The organism is Micromonospora palythoicola (genome assembly GCF_036689795.1).
In the GTDB taxonomy this organism is placed as follows: Bacteria; Actinomycetota; Actinomycetes; order Mycobacteriales; family Micromonosporaceae; genus Micromonospora; species Micromonospora palythoicola.
Window position 1 is genome coordinate 1 of the sequence record NZ_JBAGKI010000099.1, and the last position, 15,251, is coordinate 15,251.

Here is a 15,251-nt window from a genome sequence, read left to right on the forward strand (position 1 = left end):
GGGGCCCTCCGGCGAAAACCCACAACCGAAACCGAGACGGGTCGGGCTCCGGCGAGAACCCACAACCGGAACCAGAAGCGAAACCTCAGAGCACGAGCCGAGCCTTCTGCCACGCCTCGTGCTCATCGTCGCTGCCGACCTTGCCGTACATGCCAGCCATCAGCAGCACCAGGCTGAGCACCATCTGGACGATCACCGTGGCGACGCTGAGGTTGAAGATGTTGGCCTCGGTACGGATGAAGGCGAGGCCCGCCAGGCTGACCACCATGATCAGATAGGCCGACCATTGGTTGATCAACACGTCGAGGTTGCGCCCGATGGCGGTGCCGGCCAGCACGATCGCACCGACCACGATGCTGAACAGCGAGAAGCCGAGGTTCGTCCCCTGCCCCAGGGCCTGGGTGCCGCCCTGGCTGAAGAAGGGCTCACCGGTGCTGGTCAGGAAGCCGATCACACCGAAGACCACCAGGTACAGACCGACGAGCCCGCCGATCGCCCGGTAGATCGGCCGCGCGGGGTGGTTGACGGGGGTGTGGGCCATGTCTGTTTCTCCAACGCCGTTGGGTGAGGGTCGACGGCGATTCTCCCGCATCCGGCGCTGTGACGCCGCACACGGGGTCCCGGAAACGGCACGTCAGGGCAGGGCGACCGGCCGGGTGGGCCGGGTCAGCTGGCGGGGATCTCGTCGGCCAGGGTCAGCCAGGCCTGCTCGGCCTCCTCACGCTCGCCGCGTACCTGGGTGAGCTGGGCGTCCAGCTCGGCCACCTTGCTGTAGTCGGTGGCGTTCGCGGCGAGTTGGTCCAGCAGGGTGGCCTCCTTCTGTTCCAGCTTGCCGACCTGCCGTTCGAGGCGGGCCAGTTCCTTGCGGGCCTGCCGGGCCTCGGCGGCGCTCATCCCGCCAGCGGCCGGGGCGGTGGTCGGTGCCACGGGCGCCGGGGTACGCCCCGACCCTGGCCGGTCGTTGGCACGGGCGAGGTACTCGTCGACACCGCCGGGCAGGTGCACCAGCCGGCCGTCGCCGAACATGCCGTACGCGGTGTCGGTCACCCGCTCGATCAGGTAACGGTCGTGGCTGGCCACCACGATCGTGCCGGGCCAGGAGTCGAGCAGGTCCTCCAACGCGGCGAGGGTGTCGGTGTCGAGGTCGTTCGTGGGTTCGTCGAGCAGCAGCACGTTCGGTTCGCCGGCCAGCAGTCGCAGCATCTGGAGTCGACGCCGCTCGCCGCCGGAGAGGTCACCCACCGGGGTCCAGAGGCGCCGGTCGTCGAAACCGAACACCTCGGCGAGCTGGGCGGCGGAGATCTCCCGGTCGCCGAGGCGGACCCGCCGGGCGACCTCCTCGACGGCTTCGAGGACACGCAGGTCGCTTGGTAGTTCGGCGAGTTCCTGGGAGAGGAAGGCGGGCCGTACGGTGCTGCCGGTGATCAGCCGCCCGCTGTCGGGCCGGGTGACGCCGGCCAGCATCCGCAGCAGGGTGGTCTTGCCCGCGCCGTTGGCGCCGAGGATGGCGACCCGGTCGCCGGGCCCGACCTGCCAGCTGATCTCGTCGAGGATGGTCTTGGGGCCGGCGTGCAGCCGGACGTGTTCCAGGTCGTACACCTGCTTGCCGAGCCGGGCGGTGGCCAGCCGTTGCAGCGACGTGGTGTCGCGCGGCGGCGGCACGTCGGCGATGAGCGCGTTGGCGGCGTCGATGCGGAACTTCGGCTTCGAGGTGCGGGCCGGCGGGCCGCGGCGCAGCCAGGCGATCTCCTTGCGGAGCAGGTTCTGCCGGCGGGCCTCGGTGGCGGCGGCGATCCGTTCCCGCTCGGCGCGGGCGAGGATCCAGGCCGCGTAGCCGCCCTCGTAGGCCCGCACGGTCTGGTCGGCGACCTCCCAGGTGGTGGTGCAGACGGCGTCGAGGAACCAGCGGTCGTGAGTGACCACGACCAGGGCACCCTTGCGGCTGAGCAGGTGCCGGGCCAGCCAGTCGACGCCGCTGACGTCGAGGTGGTTGGTGGGTTCGTCGAGGATCAGCAGGTCGGCGTCGCGGACCAGCAGGGCGGCCAGGGCGACCCGGCGGCGTTCGCCACCGGACATCGGCCCGACCGGGGCGTCGAGACCCAGGTGGGGCATGCCGAGCCCGTCGAGGATGGCGCGTACACCGGCGTCGCCGGCCCATTCGTGCTCCGCGCCCATGCTCTCGGCGAGCCACTCGGTGCCGAGGACGACGTCGCGGACGGTGGCCTCGGGGCTGAGGGTGAGATTCTGTGGCAGCCAGGCGACCCGCAGGTCACGGCGATGGGTGACCCGGCCGTCGTCGGGTTCCTCGGTACGGGTCAACATTCGTAGCAGCGTGGACTTGCCGGCGCCGTTGAGCCCGACGACGCCGATCCGGTCGGCGTCGTCCAGGCCGAGCGAGACCTCGGTGAGCAGTGGCCCGGCCGCGCCGTAGCCCTTGGACACCCGGTCCAGGTTGACGATGTTGGCCACGTACCCACCTTTCATGATCAAGGCGTCCCGGTGCCGGCGGGCACCTGGGGACGCCTGTCGTTCCAGGGTACGCGGGCGGGTCACCGCTGGTGCGGGACGGCTATGCCGGGTGGGGCAGACCGATCAGGTCGGCCAGCTGGCGGCTCTGGTGGTCGAAGTACTCCTCCCGGGCCTCGATCACGCCGTCGAGCTGGCCGAAGACTTCGAAACTGACGGCTCCGAAGCAGTGGATCCAGGCGGTGGTGGCTCGGGCGAGTAACGCTTCGGGCAGTCCGGGGAAGAGCCGGTCGCGGACGGTGGCGAGGTCGGACCGGACGGGACCGGGCAGTTCACCCGGGTCGGGACGGGCCAGCGCGCCGGTGGCGAGGCCGTCGGTGAGGATGCCGATCAGGATGGCCGGGGTCCGGGTCGCCGCGGTGGTGGTTTCCTGGGGGGCGGCGTACCCGGGAACCGGGCTACCGAAGAGCAGGGCGTACTCGGCGGGGTTGGACAACGCCCAGCGGCGGATCGCATGGCAGACGGCGAGCCACCGGCCCCGTAGGTCGGCCCGGTCGGTCACCTCGGTGTCGGCGGCTTCGGCGGCGTCGCCGAGGGCGTGGTAGCCGTCGATGATCAGCGCGGTGAGCAACTCGTCCCGGCTGGGGAAGTAGCGGTAGATCGCCGAGGAGACCATTCCCATCTCCCGGGCGACTGCGCGCAGGGACAGGTTCGCCCCCTCGGCGGCGAGGTGTCGGCGGGCGATGGTCTTGATCTCGTTGATCATTTCGGCCCGGGCCCGGGCCCGGATCGTGGCGGCGGGCATGTCAGCGAGTGTCGCACACATACGAGAGCACTGCTCTTGACGACTCGCGCCCGAGTGAGAGAGCATTTCTCTCCATAGAGAGCACCGTTCTCATTAAGGGGATCTCATGGCCACACATCTGATCGTCGGTGCCGGGATGGTCGGTTCGACCACTGCGCGACGGCTCGCCGAGCGCGGTGAACAGGTGAAGATCGTCAGCCGCTCCGGGCGTGGCCCGGTCCACCCACAGGTCGAGCGGATCGCCGCCGACGCGACCGACGCCGACCGGCTGGCCGAACTCGCCGACGGCGTGACCGCCATCTACAACTGCCTCAACCCCGCCTACCATCGATGGCTCACCGACTGGCCGCCGATGGCCGCCGCGCTGCTCGCCACAGCGGAACGCTCCGGTGCACCGTTGGTTATCGCCGGCTGCCTCTACGGCTACGGCGAGATCACCGGCCCGATGACCGAGGAGAACCCGCTCGCCGCCACCCACCCGAAGCTCAAGATGCGCGCCGACATCTGGCGGGCCGCCCTCGCCGCCCAGCGTGCCGGTCGGATCCGCGCCGCGACGGAGGTACGCGGCAGCGACTACCTACAGGCGCAGTCGATCTTCAGCTTCTTCATCGGGAAGCCACTGCTCGCTGGCCGTCGCGCCGTCGTCCCGGCTCCGCTCGACGTGCCACACACCTGGACGTCGATCAACGACATGGCGGCGATGCTGGTCACCGCCGCAACGGACCGCCGGGCCTGGAACCGGGCCTGGCACGCGCCGAGCGCAGCACCGCTGACGGTTCGGGAACTCGCCACCCGCTTCACCGACGTGGCCGGCGCACCCGCCCCCAAACTCACCACCATTCCCGGCGCGCTCCTGCGCGCCGGCGGGGTGCTCTCCCCGATGCTGCGTGAGTTCCAGACCACGGCGTACCAGTTCGCCCGACCGTTCGTCATGGACTCCACCGCCGCCACCGCCACCTTCGGCCTTCAGCCACAGCCGCTGGACGCGGCGCTGCGTGAGACGGCCGCGCTGCTCGGCGGTGTGCCGAGCACCGGGCACCGGCGGACGCGACCGGGCACCACCTGACCCACCGGACGGTGACCGGTGCGGCGGGCGCCGGGTCGGCGGGTGCCGTCAGGTGATCCGGGCGCCGTGTACCGGGCCGTGGGCGACGCGGGCCTGCCGGCACACCCCGGCGGCCTCCAGTTCGGCGGCGACGCGTTCCGCGTCGGCGGCGTCGGCGGTGAGGAACACGCAGGTGGGGCCCGACCCGGAGACGATGCCGGCCAGCGCTCCGGCCGCCTCGCCGGCCTTCAGGGTGCTCGCCAGCGACGGCCGCATGGCCAGGGCGGCGTCCTGGAGATCGTTGCCCAGGGACGGGGCGAGCACCCGGGGGTCACGCTGCCGCAGCGCGGCGAGCAGCCGGTCCGTGCTGCCCAGGGGCGGCCCGGCGGCACCGGTCTCGCGGAGCCGGTCGAGTTCCCGGTACGCCTGCGGGGTGGACAGACCGCCGTCGGCGATGGCGACCACCCAGTGCCAGGAGGTGGGCCGGGCCAACACCGGGCTGACCGCCTCTCCTCGACCGGTGCCCAGCGCGGTACCGCCGTGGATCAGGAAGGGCACGTCCGAGCCGAGGTCGGCGGCGATGCTCGCCAACTCGTCACGGGACAGGCCGGTACCCCACAACGCGTCGCAGGCGACCAGGGCGGCCGCGGCGTCCGCGCTGCCGCCCGCGAGCCCGCCGGCCAGCGGGATCTGCTTGCGCAGGTGCAGCCGGGCGTGCGGCATGACGCCGGCGTACCCGGCGAGGGCGTGCGCCGCCCGGATGATCAGGTTGGAGTCGTCGAGGGCGAGTTCCCCGGTGCCCTCCCCCTCCATGGTGAGGGTCAGCGTGTCGCCCCGCCGCGCGGTCAACTCGTCGTAGATCGAGATCGCGTGGTAGACGGTGTTCAGCTCGTGGTAGCCGTCCCGGCGCAGCGGGCCGACCCCCAGGTGCAGGTTGACCTTGGCGGGCACCCGTACCCGGACCGGACCGCTCGCCCCGCGCGGCTCGTCGTCGTCAGGTCGCCAGGCCTCGGTCACGGGGTGATGTCCCGGACGGGCAACCGCACGTCGAACGGCTTGGTCACGATCAGCTCCTCGGTGGGCACGGGCTCAGCCTACTGGGCTGCCGGCGTACGGCTCGGGGCCGACGCGGCCACGGCGGCGAACTGATCGACGGTGAGTGACTCGCCGCGTGCGCCGGGGTCCACACCGGCGGCGGTGAGCGCGGCGGCGGCCCGGTCGGCACCGCCGGCCCAGCCGGCCAGGGCGGCCCGCAGCGTCTTGCGCCGCTGCGCGAAGGCGGCGTCCACCACCGAGAAGACCTGCTCGCGGGGCACGTCGGCCCGAGGCGGCTCACGGCGGGTGAAGGCGACCAGGCCGGAGTCGACGTTGGGCACCGGCCAGAACACGTTCGGCGGCACCTTCCCGGCGGCGCGGGCGTGCGCGTACCAGGCGAGCTTGACCGACGGTATGCCGTACACCTTGGAGCCGGGACCGGCGACGAGCCGGTCGGCGACCTCCTTCTGCACCATCACCAGCCCGTGGCGGAGGCTCGGCAACTCGGCGAGCAGGTGCAGCACCACGGGCACGGCGACGTTGTAGGGCAGGTTCGCCACCAGTGCGGTGGGCGCCGGATCGCCCAGATCGGCGGCGCCGATCCGCAGGGCGTCGGCGTGGTGCACGCTGAGCCGGTCGGCGACCGGACCGGCGTGCCGGGCGGCGGTGCCGGGGAGCGCGCCGGCCAGCGTGGCGTCGATCTCGACGGCGTGCACGTGGGCGGCGACGGGGAGCAGGGCGAGGGTGAGCGAGCCGAGCCCGGGGCCGACCTCCACCGCCACGTCGTCGGCGGTGAGCCCGGCGGTGGCGACGATCCGGCGGACCGTGTTGGGGTCGTGCACGAAGTTCTGGCCGAGTTTCTTGGTGGGCGCGACGCCGAGCCGGGCGGCGAGGTCCCGGATCTCCGCCGGGCCGAGCAGGTCTGCGGCCATAACCCGACAGCGTACGGGTCAGCCCCCGACGCCGGCCGGCTGCCAGGGGCCGAAGGCGCGTTCCCCGGTGGCCGAGATGGCGGCGCAGAGCGCGTCGAGGTCGGCGCCGGTGGCGGCGGCCAGCGCCCGGACGGTCAGCGGGATCAGGTAGGAGGCGTTGGGCCGGCCACGGTGCGGCACGGGGGTGAGGTACGGCGCGTCGGTCTCCACCAGGATCTGGTCCAGCGGGGTCAGCGCGGCGGCCTCGCGCAGCGCGCCGGCGCTGGCGAAGGTGACCGTGCCGGCGAAGCTGAGCAGGTAGCCCCGGCGGACACACTCGGCGGCGAACTCGGCGTCGCCGGAGAAGCAGTGCATCACCACCGTGTCCGGTGCGCCTTCGTCGTCGAGGATGCGCAGCACGTCGGCGTGCGCGTCCCGGTCGTGGATCACCAGCGTCCGGCCGTACCGGTTGGCGATGGCGATGTGTGCCCGGAAGCTCTCCTCCTGCGCGGCGCGGCCCTCGTCACCGGTGCGGTAGCGGTCCATCCCCGTCTCGCCGACACCGCGGACCCGGTCCTGCCCGGCCAGTGCCTCGATCTCGCGCAGGGCCGCGTCGAGGTCGGCGAGCCGGGGCGCCTCGTTGGGATGCAGCGCGACCGTGGCCAGCACCGCCGGATACCTGCCGGCCACCTCGACACCCCAGCGGGAGGAGGCGACGTCCACCCCGACCTGCACCAGTCGGTCCACCCCCACGGCGGCAGCGACGTCGATGGCCGCCGCGACCGGGTCGGCGACATCGCCGCCACCGGGCACGCCGGCCTCGCTGACGGTGATGTCGAGGTGGGTGTGGCTGTCCAGCACCGGGCGGGGCAGCGGCTCGGGTGCGGGTGGGAACTCTCCGGCGCGGCGGGCCGCGCGCTGGCTACGGGACTCGGTGGGCTCGCTCATCTCCTCGACAGGATCACACACCGCACGAGTCCACCCGGAAGCCACCCGGAGTTCACCTCGGCTACGCCCCGCACCCCTACCGTCGCGGAGTGGACGCGCGAAGCGAGCTTTTTCGGCCCGGCGGGACGGTGCCGGAGCGGACCGGTCTGCGGGTGGCGTTCGGCGGCGCGGTGTACCCGGCCGAGGAAATCGCCCGGGGTGCGGCGTACGAGTTGTTCAGCGCCGACGAGGTGGCCGGGTTCGAGTGGGCACCCCGGTCCAACTCGGCGCTGCCGTGGCGACGGTTCGTGCACGTCACCGAGGTCGGCGCCGTGCACGGGGGGACCGAGCAGGCCGAGGACCCGGAGCCGCCGCTGCTGGTGCCGCTGCACCGGGAGCGGGGCTGGTCGGAGGTGCACCGGCTCGCCCAGCAGCCGGCCGCCGCGGACGACCCGTTGGTCACCGCGGTACGCGCCTCGGCGGGCGTACGGCGTGGCACCCGGATGATGAAGATCCTCTCGGCCCGGCAGCTCGCCGGATACGTCCGGGGCTGGCTGCCGCACGGATTCTGCTACCGGGAACACGACGTGGCGCACCTGCGCACCCCGGCGACGACAAGTGTGCTGCGCACCGACGGCGGGGACGGCCGCGACGGTGCGGACGTGACGTACGCGTTGCGCTGGCGGGCCGCCGACCCGGGCGACTACGACGTGCCGGCGGGTGCGGCGTACCGGGGCCTGACGGCGCTGGGTGCCCGGGACCGGTTGGGTCCGGCGGTGCTGGGTACCGGCTTCACGCCCAGCAGTCACCACCTGATCCCCGAGTTCGTCACCCGGGACTTCGCCGACCTGCCGATGCCCGCGAACGCCACCCTGCTGGCCTATCCGGCGGAGGGCGTGGAGGTGGTGCTCTACGCCTACCAGGCCGAGCAGCGGGGCTGGCTGCGGATGGTCGGGCCGCAGTGGCGACACCTGCTCGCCGCCGTGCCGGGTCTGTCGCCGGATCAGGAGTACGTGCCGACCGGGGAGGCGCCGCGGTCGACCCGACTGGTGGGCACGTACGCGGGCGGGGAGTACGAGGCGGTCGCCGACCTGCCCGGCGATTTCCGGGTGCTGGCGTTGACCCGGGCCGCCCGGTACCCGGTCGACGGGGTGAGCCGACGGGTGCGCCTGGCCACCTGGCGGGGGGTGCCGTGCCTGGTGTTGCGTGAGGAGGCGGGCTGGCTGCGGTTGCGGTTGCGACGTCCGGATCCGGACGCGGTCGCCGCGACCGGCGCACAGTGCCACGAACGGGGCGTCTACGAGACGTGGGCCCCGGGCGGTGAGGTGACCGACGACCAGGTGGTGGACCACCCGTACCTTCTCTGACCTGGCCCGTCAGGTCGGGCGGCGCAGGAATATCGGATGGCCGCCGGGGAAGCCTCGGTTTCCCACCCTGACAGGAGGACGAGATGCCCTTCATCACCGTCGGCACGGAGAACTCCGCGCCCATCGACCTGTACTACGAGGATCACGGGTCGGGACAGCCGATCGTGCTCATCCACGGCTTCCCGTTCAACGGTGCGACCTGGGAGAAGGTCTCCGGACCGCTGCTCGACGCCGGATACCGGGTGATCACGTACGACCGGCGCGGCTTCGGTAACTCGGCGCAGCCGGCGTTCGGGTACGACTACGACACCTTCGCCGCCGACCTCGACGTGCTGATGACCGAGCTGGATCTGCGCAACGCGATCCTGGTCGGCCACTCGATGGGTACCGGCGAGGTGACCCGCTACCTGGGCGCGTACGGGTCCGACCGGGTGGACCGGGCGGTGCTGCTGGCACCGCTGGCGCCGTACCTGCGGAAGGCGCCGGACAACCCCGAGGGTGTCGAGCCGAGTCTCTTCGAGGGGTTCAAGCAGGCGATCACGCAGGACCGGTTCGCCTACCTCACCCAGTTCTGCAACACCTTCTTCAACTACGACGAGAACAAGGGCAAGTTGGTCAGCGAGGAGGCGTACCGGGCGCACTGGAACATCGGCGCGATGGCCTCCGCCACGGCCACGCACGACAGCGTGGACGCCTGGGGCACCGACTTCCGGGCCGACGTGTCCCGGATCGACGTGCCGGTGCTGATCGTGCAGGGCGACAAGGACAACGTGCTGCCGTACCCGAAGACCGGTCAGCGGTTGCAGCCGATGCTCGCCGACAGCCGGCTGGTCACCCTCAAGGGCGCGCCGCACGGCACGCCGTGGACCAACGCCGCCGAGGTGAACAAGGCGATCATGGAGTTCATCGGTTCGCCGGCCATGGCCCGCGCCTGACCGGGCCGGGCCGCCGTCCGGCGCGGATCGCACCGCGCCGGGCCACGCGGACGACGCGATGGGCGCGACCCGGTGCGGGACGCGCCCATCACTGCGCTGTCAGCCCTCGAGCCGGGCCAGCTCCTCGTCCACGATCGAGGGATCGAGCTTGCGGAAGACCGGCTTGGGCGCGGCGAGCGCCCGGCCCACCACGAGCGGTACGGACTCCCACCGCGCGCCCTTGGTGTAGTCACCGGTCAGCACCGGGTACGCGGGCCCGACGTCGAGGTCGGCGACCTCCTGGATCACCGGCATCGGTGCGTGCACCCCGGTGCCGCCGAGCAGCTCGTGGATCTTCTGTGCGGAGTGCGGCAGGAACGGCGTCAGCAGCGTGTTGGCGTCGCTGACCACCTGGAGGGCGACGTGCAGGATGGTGCCCATCCGGGGCTTGGCGGCCGGGTCCTTGAGCTTCCACGGCGCCTGCTCGGAGAGGTACCTGTTGGCCTCGGCGACCACCTTCATCGCCTCGCCGATGGCCTGCTTCTGCCGGTGCCGGGCGATCAGGTCGCCGACCGTGTCGAAGCCGGCGCGCGCCACGGCCAGCAGCGCCTCGTCGGCCTCGGTGAGCCCGTCCGGGCCGATCGGTGGGATCTCGCCGAAGTTCTTCGCCGCCATCGAGACCGACCGGTTGACCAGGTTGCCCCAGCCGGCGACCAGCTCGTCGTTGTTGCGGCGCAGGAACTCGGCCCAGGTGAAGTCGGTGTCGTTGTTCTCCGGCCCGGCCACCGCGATGAAGTAGCGCAACGCGTCGGCGTCGTAGCGCTGGAGGAAGTCCCGGACGTAGATGACCACCCGGCGCGAGGAGGAGAACTTGCGTCCCTCCATGGTCAGGAACTCGCTGGAGACCACCTCGGTCGGCAGGTTGAGCCGGCCGAGCCGGCCCGGCTCGCCGTCGCGACCGCCCTCACCGGAGTAGCCGGCCAGCAGCGCGGGCCAGATCACCGAGTGGAAGACGATGTTGTCCTTGCCCATGAAGTAGTACGCCTGCGAGTCCTTCCCCTCACCATCGGTGGACCACCACTTCCGCCAGGCCTCGGGGTCACCGGTGCGCCGGGCCCATTCGATGGACGCGGACAGGTAGCCGATGACGGCGTCGAACCACACGTAGATCCGCTTGTCGGTGCGGTCACGCCAGCCGTCGAGCGGGATCGGCACCCCCCACTCCAGGTCCCGGGTGATGGCCCGGGGGTGCAGGTCGTCCAGCAGGTTCCTGGAGAAGCGCAGGACGTTCGGACGCCAGCCCTCCCGGGTGTCCAGCCACTGCCGCAGCACGTCGGCCAGGGCGGGCAGGTCGAGGAAGAAGTGCTCGGTCTCGACGAACTCCGGCGTCTCCCCGTTGATCTTCGAACGCGGGTTGACCAGGTCGATCGGGTCGAGCTGGTTGCCACAGTTGTCACACTGGTCGCCCCGGGCGCTGTCGTAGCCGCAGATCGGGCAGGTGCCCTCGATGTACCGGTCGGGCAGGGTCCGGCCGGTGGACGGCGAGATGGCGCCCATGGTGGTCTTCGGCACGATGTACCCGTTGCGGTACATCCCCTCGAACAGCTCCTGCACCACCGCGTAGTGGTTGCCGGTGGTGGTGCGGGTGAACAGGTCGTAGGAGAGGCCGAGCCCGTGCAGGTCCTCGACGATCACCCGGTTGTACCGGTCGGCCAGTTCTCGTGGCTTCAGCCCTTCGGCGTCGGCCTGCACCTGGATCGGGGTGCCGTGTTCGTCGGTGCCGGAGACCATGAGCACGTCGTGGCCGGCCATCCGCATGTACCGGGCGAAGACGTCGGAGGGAACGCCGAAACCGGAGACGTGGCCGATGTGGCGCGGGCCGTTGGCGTACGGCCAGGCCACTGCCGCGAGAACGTGACTCATGGACAGAAAGCCTAGTGACCCCCGCGAGGTGGCCGCGAACCAATAGGGGTCCCAGGTCGGCAGGATGGCCCAACCACCCTCGACAAATAGTCCGAATTGTCATCGACACGCTGCTTGAGCTGCCCGATCAACCACCGTCAGCGGTGTCAAATGAAACGCGTGACTGGCAGCCGAGCCGCCCGAGATAACTCCGACGGCCCTTCCCCCGACGCCGGGCCGGACTCCGCCGCGTCGCGTACCCAGTTGGTGGCGCCCCAGCCCCGCGCGGTGCCCTCGGCGGCACCGGACGGTGCGGCCGGGCCGGACCGGGCCGACCCCGCGACGGTCGAGTCACCCACCGGAGTCGAGGTGGAGCCGACGACCGGCGCGCCGGTGGACACGCTGCCGCGGCGGGTTCCGGTGCGGCCGGTCGGGCGTCGCGGTCGCCGGCATCGGTCGCGTGACGACGGTACGCCGGACGAGGACACCTTCTGGGCACCGATCGAGCAGGTCCACTGGGACGGCACGCCGGTGCGGCAGGACCCGCCCGGCGGCGCCGATCCGTGGTGGCAGCGGTTTCGACCGGCACGTCGACGCCGGGAGCGAAGCAGCCATCCGCCGGATCCCCTGGCGGGGCTGTCCGCGTTGATCGGGTTGAGCCTCGCGGCGGCCTTCTTCGCCTGGGTCAGCGCCGGCCCGCTCTGGCTCGCGGTCGGGCACGCCACCTCCGGCGCCGTGGTCGTCACCAGGTGCTCCGGCGACGGGCTGACCCAGCGGTGCCGGGGCATCTTCACGGCGGCGGAGGAGGAGTTCCGGATCCACGGCGTACGGGTCAGCGGGGTGCCCCGGGAACATGCGGTGCCGGGTTCGGTCCTGCCCGCCCGGGTGACCGGCCCGGACGGTCACGTCGCGTACGCCGACCGCGGGGTGGGCGCCCAGCTGCGCTGGCTGCTCGGGATGCTCGCGGTGCTCGGCTGCGCGCTGGGCATCGCCCGCTGGACCGGCGCGACCCGGCTGCCCGATCCGACCGAACGGCGCTGGGCGGTCGCCGCCTCGCTGGCCGGCCCGCCGCTGACCGCCCTCGGCTTCCTGATCGCCGCCTGGTGACGCCCGACCTCACCGATGCACGAGCGTGTACACGTCGCGCCGGCGCAACCCGTACTGGGCCGCGACGTCGGTGATCGCGTCCCGACGACTACGACCCGCCGCCTCCCGCTCGGCCACCTCCGCGCGCAGCGCGTCGTCGTCGGGACGGACGGCGGGTACGGCGGGGGCGCCCGCCACCACGAGGGTGATCTCGCCGCGCGGGTCGCCGTCGGCAGCCCATCGGGCCAGCTCACCGAGGGGGCTGCGCCGCACCTCCTCGTACGTCTTGGTCAGCTCGCGGCAGAGGGCGGCGGGCCGGTCGGCACCGAACGCGTCGGCCAGGTCGGTGAGCGCGGCGGCGATGCGGTGCGGTGCCTCGAAGAGAACGAGCGTCCGTTCCTCGGCGGCCAGTGCCCGCAGGCGGGCCCGGCGGGCGCCCGGGGTACGCGGCAGGAAACCCTCGAAGCAGAACCGGTCGCAGGGCAGCCCGGACAGGGCGAGGGCGGTGGTGACGGCACTGGGACCGGGGGCGGCGGTGATCGGCACTCCGGCCTCCAGGGCGGCGCGGACCAGGCGGTAGCCGGGATCGGAGACGCTCGGCATGCCACCGTCGGTGACCAGCGCGACCACGTATCCCTCGGTGAGCACGTCGACAAGTTCCGGGGTGCGCCGCTCCTCGTTGCCCTCGAAGTAGGAGACGATCCGGCCGGCGATGGTCACGTCGAGATCGCGGGCGAGCCGGTTCAGCCGGCGGGTGTCCTCGGCGGCGACCACGTCGGCGGCGGCGAGCGTGTCCCGCAGTCGGCTGGAGGCGTCGGCCGGGTTGCCGAGCGGCGCGCCGAGCAGAATCAGGCGACCGGTTTCGGACATTCCACCCACAGCAGCGCACTCCTTCATCGACGGGCGTACCGGATATGGGGACGACGGGCGCCAGCGGCCCCCTTGGCAGCCTACGATCGCCGGGTGACGAGTGCGTCGACAGCACAGAGCGCGAGCCCCGACCAGCCCTCGGAGCCGGCGGCGAGCCCAGCCACCGCCCCCGGACCGGCGGAAAGTGGCGTACCGGCGACGATCCGCCGCCGGCTGGCCACCGTCGAGGCCGGGCTGGACGGTCGTTCGTGGCTGGCCACGGCGGTGGTCGTGGTCATCGCGGCGGTTCTCCGGTTCGCGAATCTGAGCCATCCGCCCGGCAAGATCTTCGACGAGGTCTACTACGCCCGGGACGGCTGGGGGCTGATCGACAAGGCCGTGGAGTGGAACTACACGAACAACGCGCCGTCGTACGTGGTCCACCCGCCGCTGGGCAAATGGTTGATCGGGTTCGGCGAGTGGGCCTTCGGCTACAGCGACGCCGAGCACGGCATCTCGGTACCGGGCCACCTGTTCACCACCGCCCCGGAGTTCGGCTGGCGTTTCTCCGCGGCACTGCTCGGCACCGTGTCGGTGCTGCTCATGGTCCGCATCGGCCGCCGGATGTTCCGTTCCACGGTGCTCGGTTGCGCCGCCGGCCTGCTGCTCGCGGTCGACGGATTCCACCTGGTGCTGTCCCGCACCGCGCTGCTCGACATCTTCCTGCTCTTCTTCGTTCTGGCCGCCTTCGGCGCACTGGTGCTGGACCGGGACGCGACGCGACGCCGGTGGGCCCGGGCCCTGGAGTCCGGGCTGGATCCGACCGCCCGGGGGCGGGCCGGCCGGCCGCCCGGCGGCTGGCGGAACTGGCCCTGGTGGCGGCTGGCCACCGGGGTGCTGCTCGGCTGCGCCTTCGGGGTGAAGTGGAGCGCGTTGTTCTTCGTACCGGTCTTCGCGCTGCTGATGTTCCTCTGGGACGTCGGCGCCCGGCGGTCGGCCGGCGTACCCCGGCCGTGGCGGGACACCCTGCTCGACGGCGTGCCCTGGATGGTGCTCGCCGGTCTGCTGATGGCGGTCACCTACGTCACGACGTGGTCCGGTTGGCTGTTCAGCCAGGAGGGCTACTACCGGCTCGCCGAGCGGTACCCGGACGCCGGGCTCAGCGACGCACCGATCGTCGGCCCGCTGTGGAACCTGATCCAGTACCACCAGGCCGCGCTCGGCTTCCACGGCCAGCTCGACGATCCACACAAGTACCAGTCGTGGCCGTGGCAGTGGCTGCTGCTGGGTCGGCCGGTGGCGTTCCACTGGACCGGCGAGGGTCCCTGCGGTGCGGCGACCTGCGCCGAGGAGGTGCTGCTGCTGGGCACCCCGCTGCTGTGGTGGTCGTTCCTGCCGGCGCTGGTGGCGCTGGTCTGGCTCGGCCTGGCCCGGCGGGACTGGCGGGCCGGAGCGCTCCTGCTCGCCGTGGCGGCCGGGCTGCTGCCCTGGTTCTGGTTCGCCCTCGACGGCCGGACGATGTTCTCCTTCTACGCCGCGCCCGCGCTGCCGTTCCTGGTGCTCGCCGTGGTCTACGTGCTGGGTGCCATCGCCTCGCCGGCGGGACCGAGCGGCACCCTGGCCGTGACCGGCGCCGACGAGGAGGCGAGCCGCGACCGCCGGTTGGTCGGCGGGGTGATCGCCGGGGCGTACGTGGCGCTCGTCGTCCTCTGCTTCGCGTACTTCTATCCGATCTTCGTGGGCTGGACGCTGCCGTACGACGAATGGTCGGCGCGCATGTGGTTGGGCGGCCGCTGGATCTGACGCTGGAAGGGCCCGTACGCCGCGGCGTACGGGCCCGTCTCAGGTAAACAGGACGCGCCCCGATCGCCTGCCCCGGGGGAAGGGGGCGGTTGGGGCGCGCACCTGCAGCTTTACCCCCCGCGCCCGGGGGCCCAACGGGGC

At 72.2% G+C, this 15,251-nt stretch carries 13 protein-coding genes; 5 read left to right on the forward strand and 8 right to left on the reverse strand.

The genetic code is table 11. The features are described 5' to 3' along the window. Positions 1-85 precede the first annotated feature (85 nt). The 3 genes from V5O40_RS26530 to V5O40_RS26540 form a co-directional block, all read right to left on the reverse strand. Positions 86-541, reverse strand: a complete 456-nt coding sequence (locus V5O40_RS26530; protein WP_332907991.1) for a DUF4383 domain-containing protein — start codon at positions 539-541, stop codon at positions 86-88. Positions 542-666: 125 nt separating this feature from the next. Next, a complete protein-coding gene (locus tag V5O40_RS26535) occupies positions 667-2,469 on the reverse strand; it encodes an ABC-F family ATP-binding cassette domain-containing protein (protein WP_332907992.1) in 1,803 nt (600 codons plus the stop codon). Between the two features lie 100 nt (positions 2,470-2,569). Beyond that, positions 2,570-3,271, reverse strand: coding sequence for a TetR/AcrR family transcriptional regulator (locus V5O40_RS26540; RefSeq protein WP_332907993.1), 702 nt, complete (start codon positions 3,269-3,271; stop codon positions 2,570-2,572). Between the two features lie 106 nt (positions 3,272-3,377). Here V5O40_RS26540 and V5O40_RS26545 point away from each other — a divergent pair, with 106 nt between their 5' ends. Further along, the gene (locus V5O40_RS26545) at positions 3,378-4,337 is read left to right on the forward strand and encodes an NAD-dependent epimerase/dehydratase family protein (protein ID WP_332907994.1); all 960 of its coding nucleotides are present in this window, start codon (positions 3,378-3,380) and stop codon (positions 4,335-4,337) included. A gap of 48 nt (positions 4,338-4,385) precedes the next feature. Here the strand turns inward: V5O40_RS26545 and V5O40_RS26550 are convergent, their stop codons facing one another. The 3 genes from V5O40_RS26550 to V5O40_RS26560 form a co-directional block, all read right to left on the reverse strand. Next, the gene (locus V5O40_RS26550) at positions 4,386-5,333 is read right to left on the reverse strand and encodes a 4-(cytidine 5'-diphospho)-2-C-methyl-D-erythritol kinase (RefSeq protein ID WP_332907995.1); all 948 of its coding nucleotides are present in this window, start codon (positions 5,331-5,333) and stop codon (positions 4,386-4,388) included. 77 nt (positions 5,334-5,410) lie between these two features. Then, entirely contained in the window at positions 5,411-6,283 is an 873-nt protein-coding gene (rsmA, locus tag V5O40_RS26555; protein WP_332907996.1) for a 16S rRNA (adenine(1518)-N(6)/adenine(1519)-N(6))-dimethyltransferase RsmA, read from the reverse strand. An 18-nt stretch (positions 6,284-6,301) separates the two neighbouring features. Beyond that, entirely contained in the window at positions 6,302-7,210 is a 909-nt protein-coding gene (locus V5O40_RS26560; RefSeq protein ID WP_332907997.1) for a TatD family hydrolase, read from the reverse strand. 89 nt (positions 7,211-7,299) lie between these two features. On the opposite strand from V5O40_RS26560, the gene V5O40_RS26565 reads away from it, so the two are divergent. Both V5O40_RS26565 and V5O40_RS26570 read left to right on the forward strand, forming a co-directional pair. Further along, a complete protein-coding gene (locus V5O40_RS26565; protein ID WP_332907998.1) occupies positions 7,300-8,556 on the forward strand; it encodes a hypothetical protein in 1,257 nt (418 codons plus the stop codon). 83 nt (positions 8,557-8,639) lie between these two features. Then, positions 8,640-9,491, forward strand: coding sequence for an alpha/beta fold hydrolase (locus tag V5O40_RS26570; RefSeq protein WP_332907999.1), 852 nt, complete (start codon positions 8,640-8,642; stop codon positions 9,489-9,491). A 99-nt stretch (positions 9,492-9,590) separates the two neighbouring features. Here the strand turns inward: V5O40_RS26570 and metG are convergent, their stop codons facing one another. Continuing rightward, positions 9,591-11,393 carry a methionine--tRNA ligase gene (gene metG / locus V5O40_RS26575; RefSeq protein WP_332908000.1) on the reverse strand — a complete coding sequence of 601 codons (1,803 nt, stop codon included), beginning with the start codon at positions 11,391-11,393 and terminating at the stop codon, positions 9,591-9,593. 159 nt (positions 11,394-11,552) lie between these two features. On the opposite strand from metG, the gene V5O40_RS26580 reads away from it, so the two are divergent. Further along, a complete protein-coding gene (locus V5O40_RS26580) occupies positions 11,553-12,479 on the forward strand; it encodes a hypothetical protein (RefSeq protein WP_408631956.1) in 927 nt (308 codons plus the stop codon). A gap of 9 nt (positions 12,480-12,488) precedes the next feature. Here the strand turns inward: V5O40_RS26580 and rsmI are convergent, their stop codons facing one another. Further along, on the reverse strand, positions 12,489-13,355 hold the full coding sequence (rsmI, locus tag V5O40_RS26585) for a 16S rRNA (cytidine(1402)-2'-O)-methyltransferase (RefSeq protein ID WP_408631957.1): 867 nt from the start codon (positions 13,353-13,355) through the stop codon (positions 12,489-12,491). A gap of 66 nt (positions 13,356-13,421) precedes the next feature. Between rsmI and V5O40_RS26590 the strand changes: the two genes are divergently transcribed. Further along, positions 13,422-15,110, forward strand: coding sequence for a dolichyl-phosphate-mannose--protein mannosyltransferase (locus tag V5O40_RS26590; RefSeq protein WP_408631958.1), 1,689 nt, complete (start codon positions 13,422-13,424; stop codon positions 15,108-15,110). The last annotated feature ends 141 nt before the right edge of the window (positions 15,111-15,251 follow it).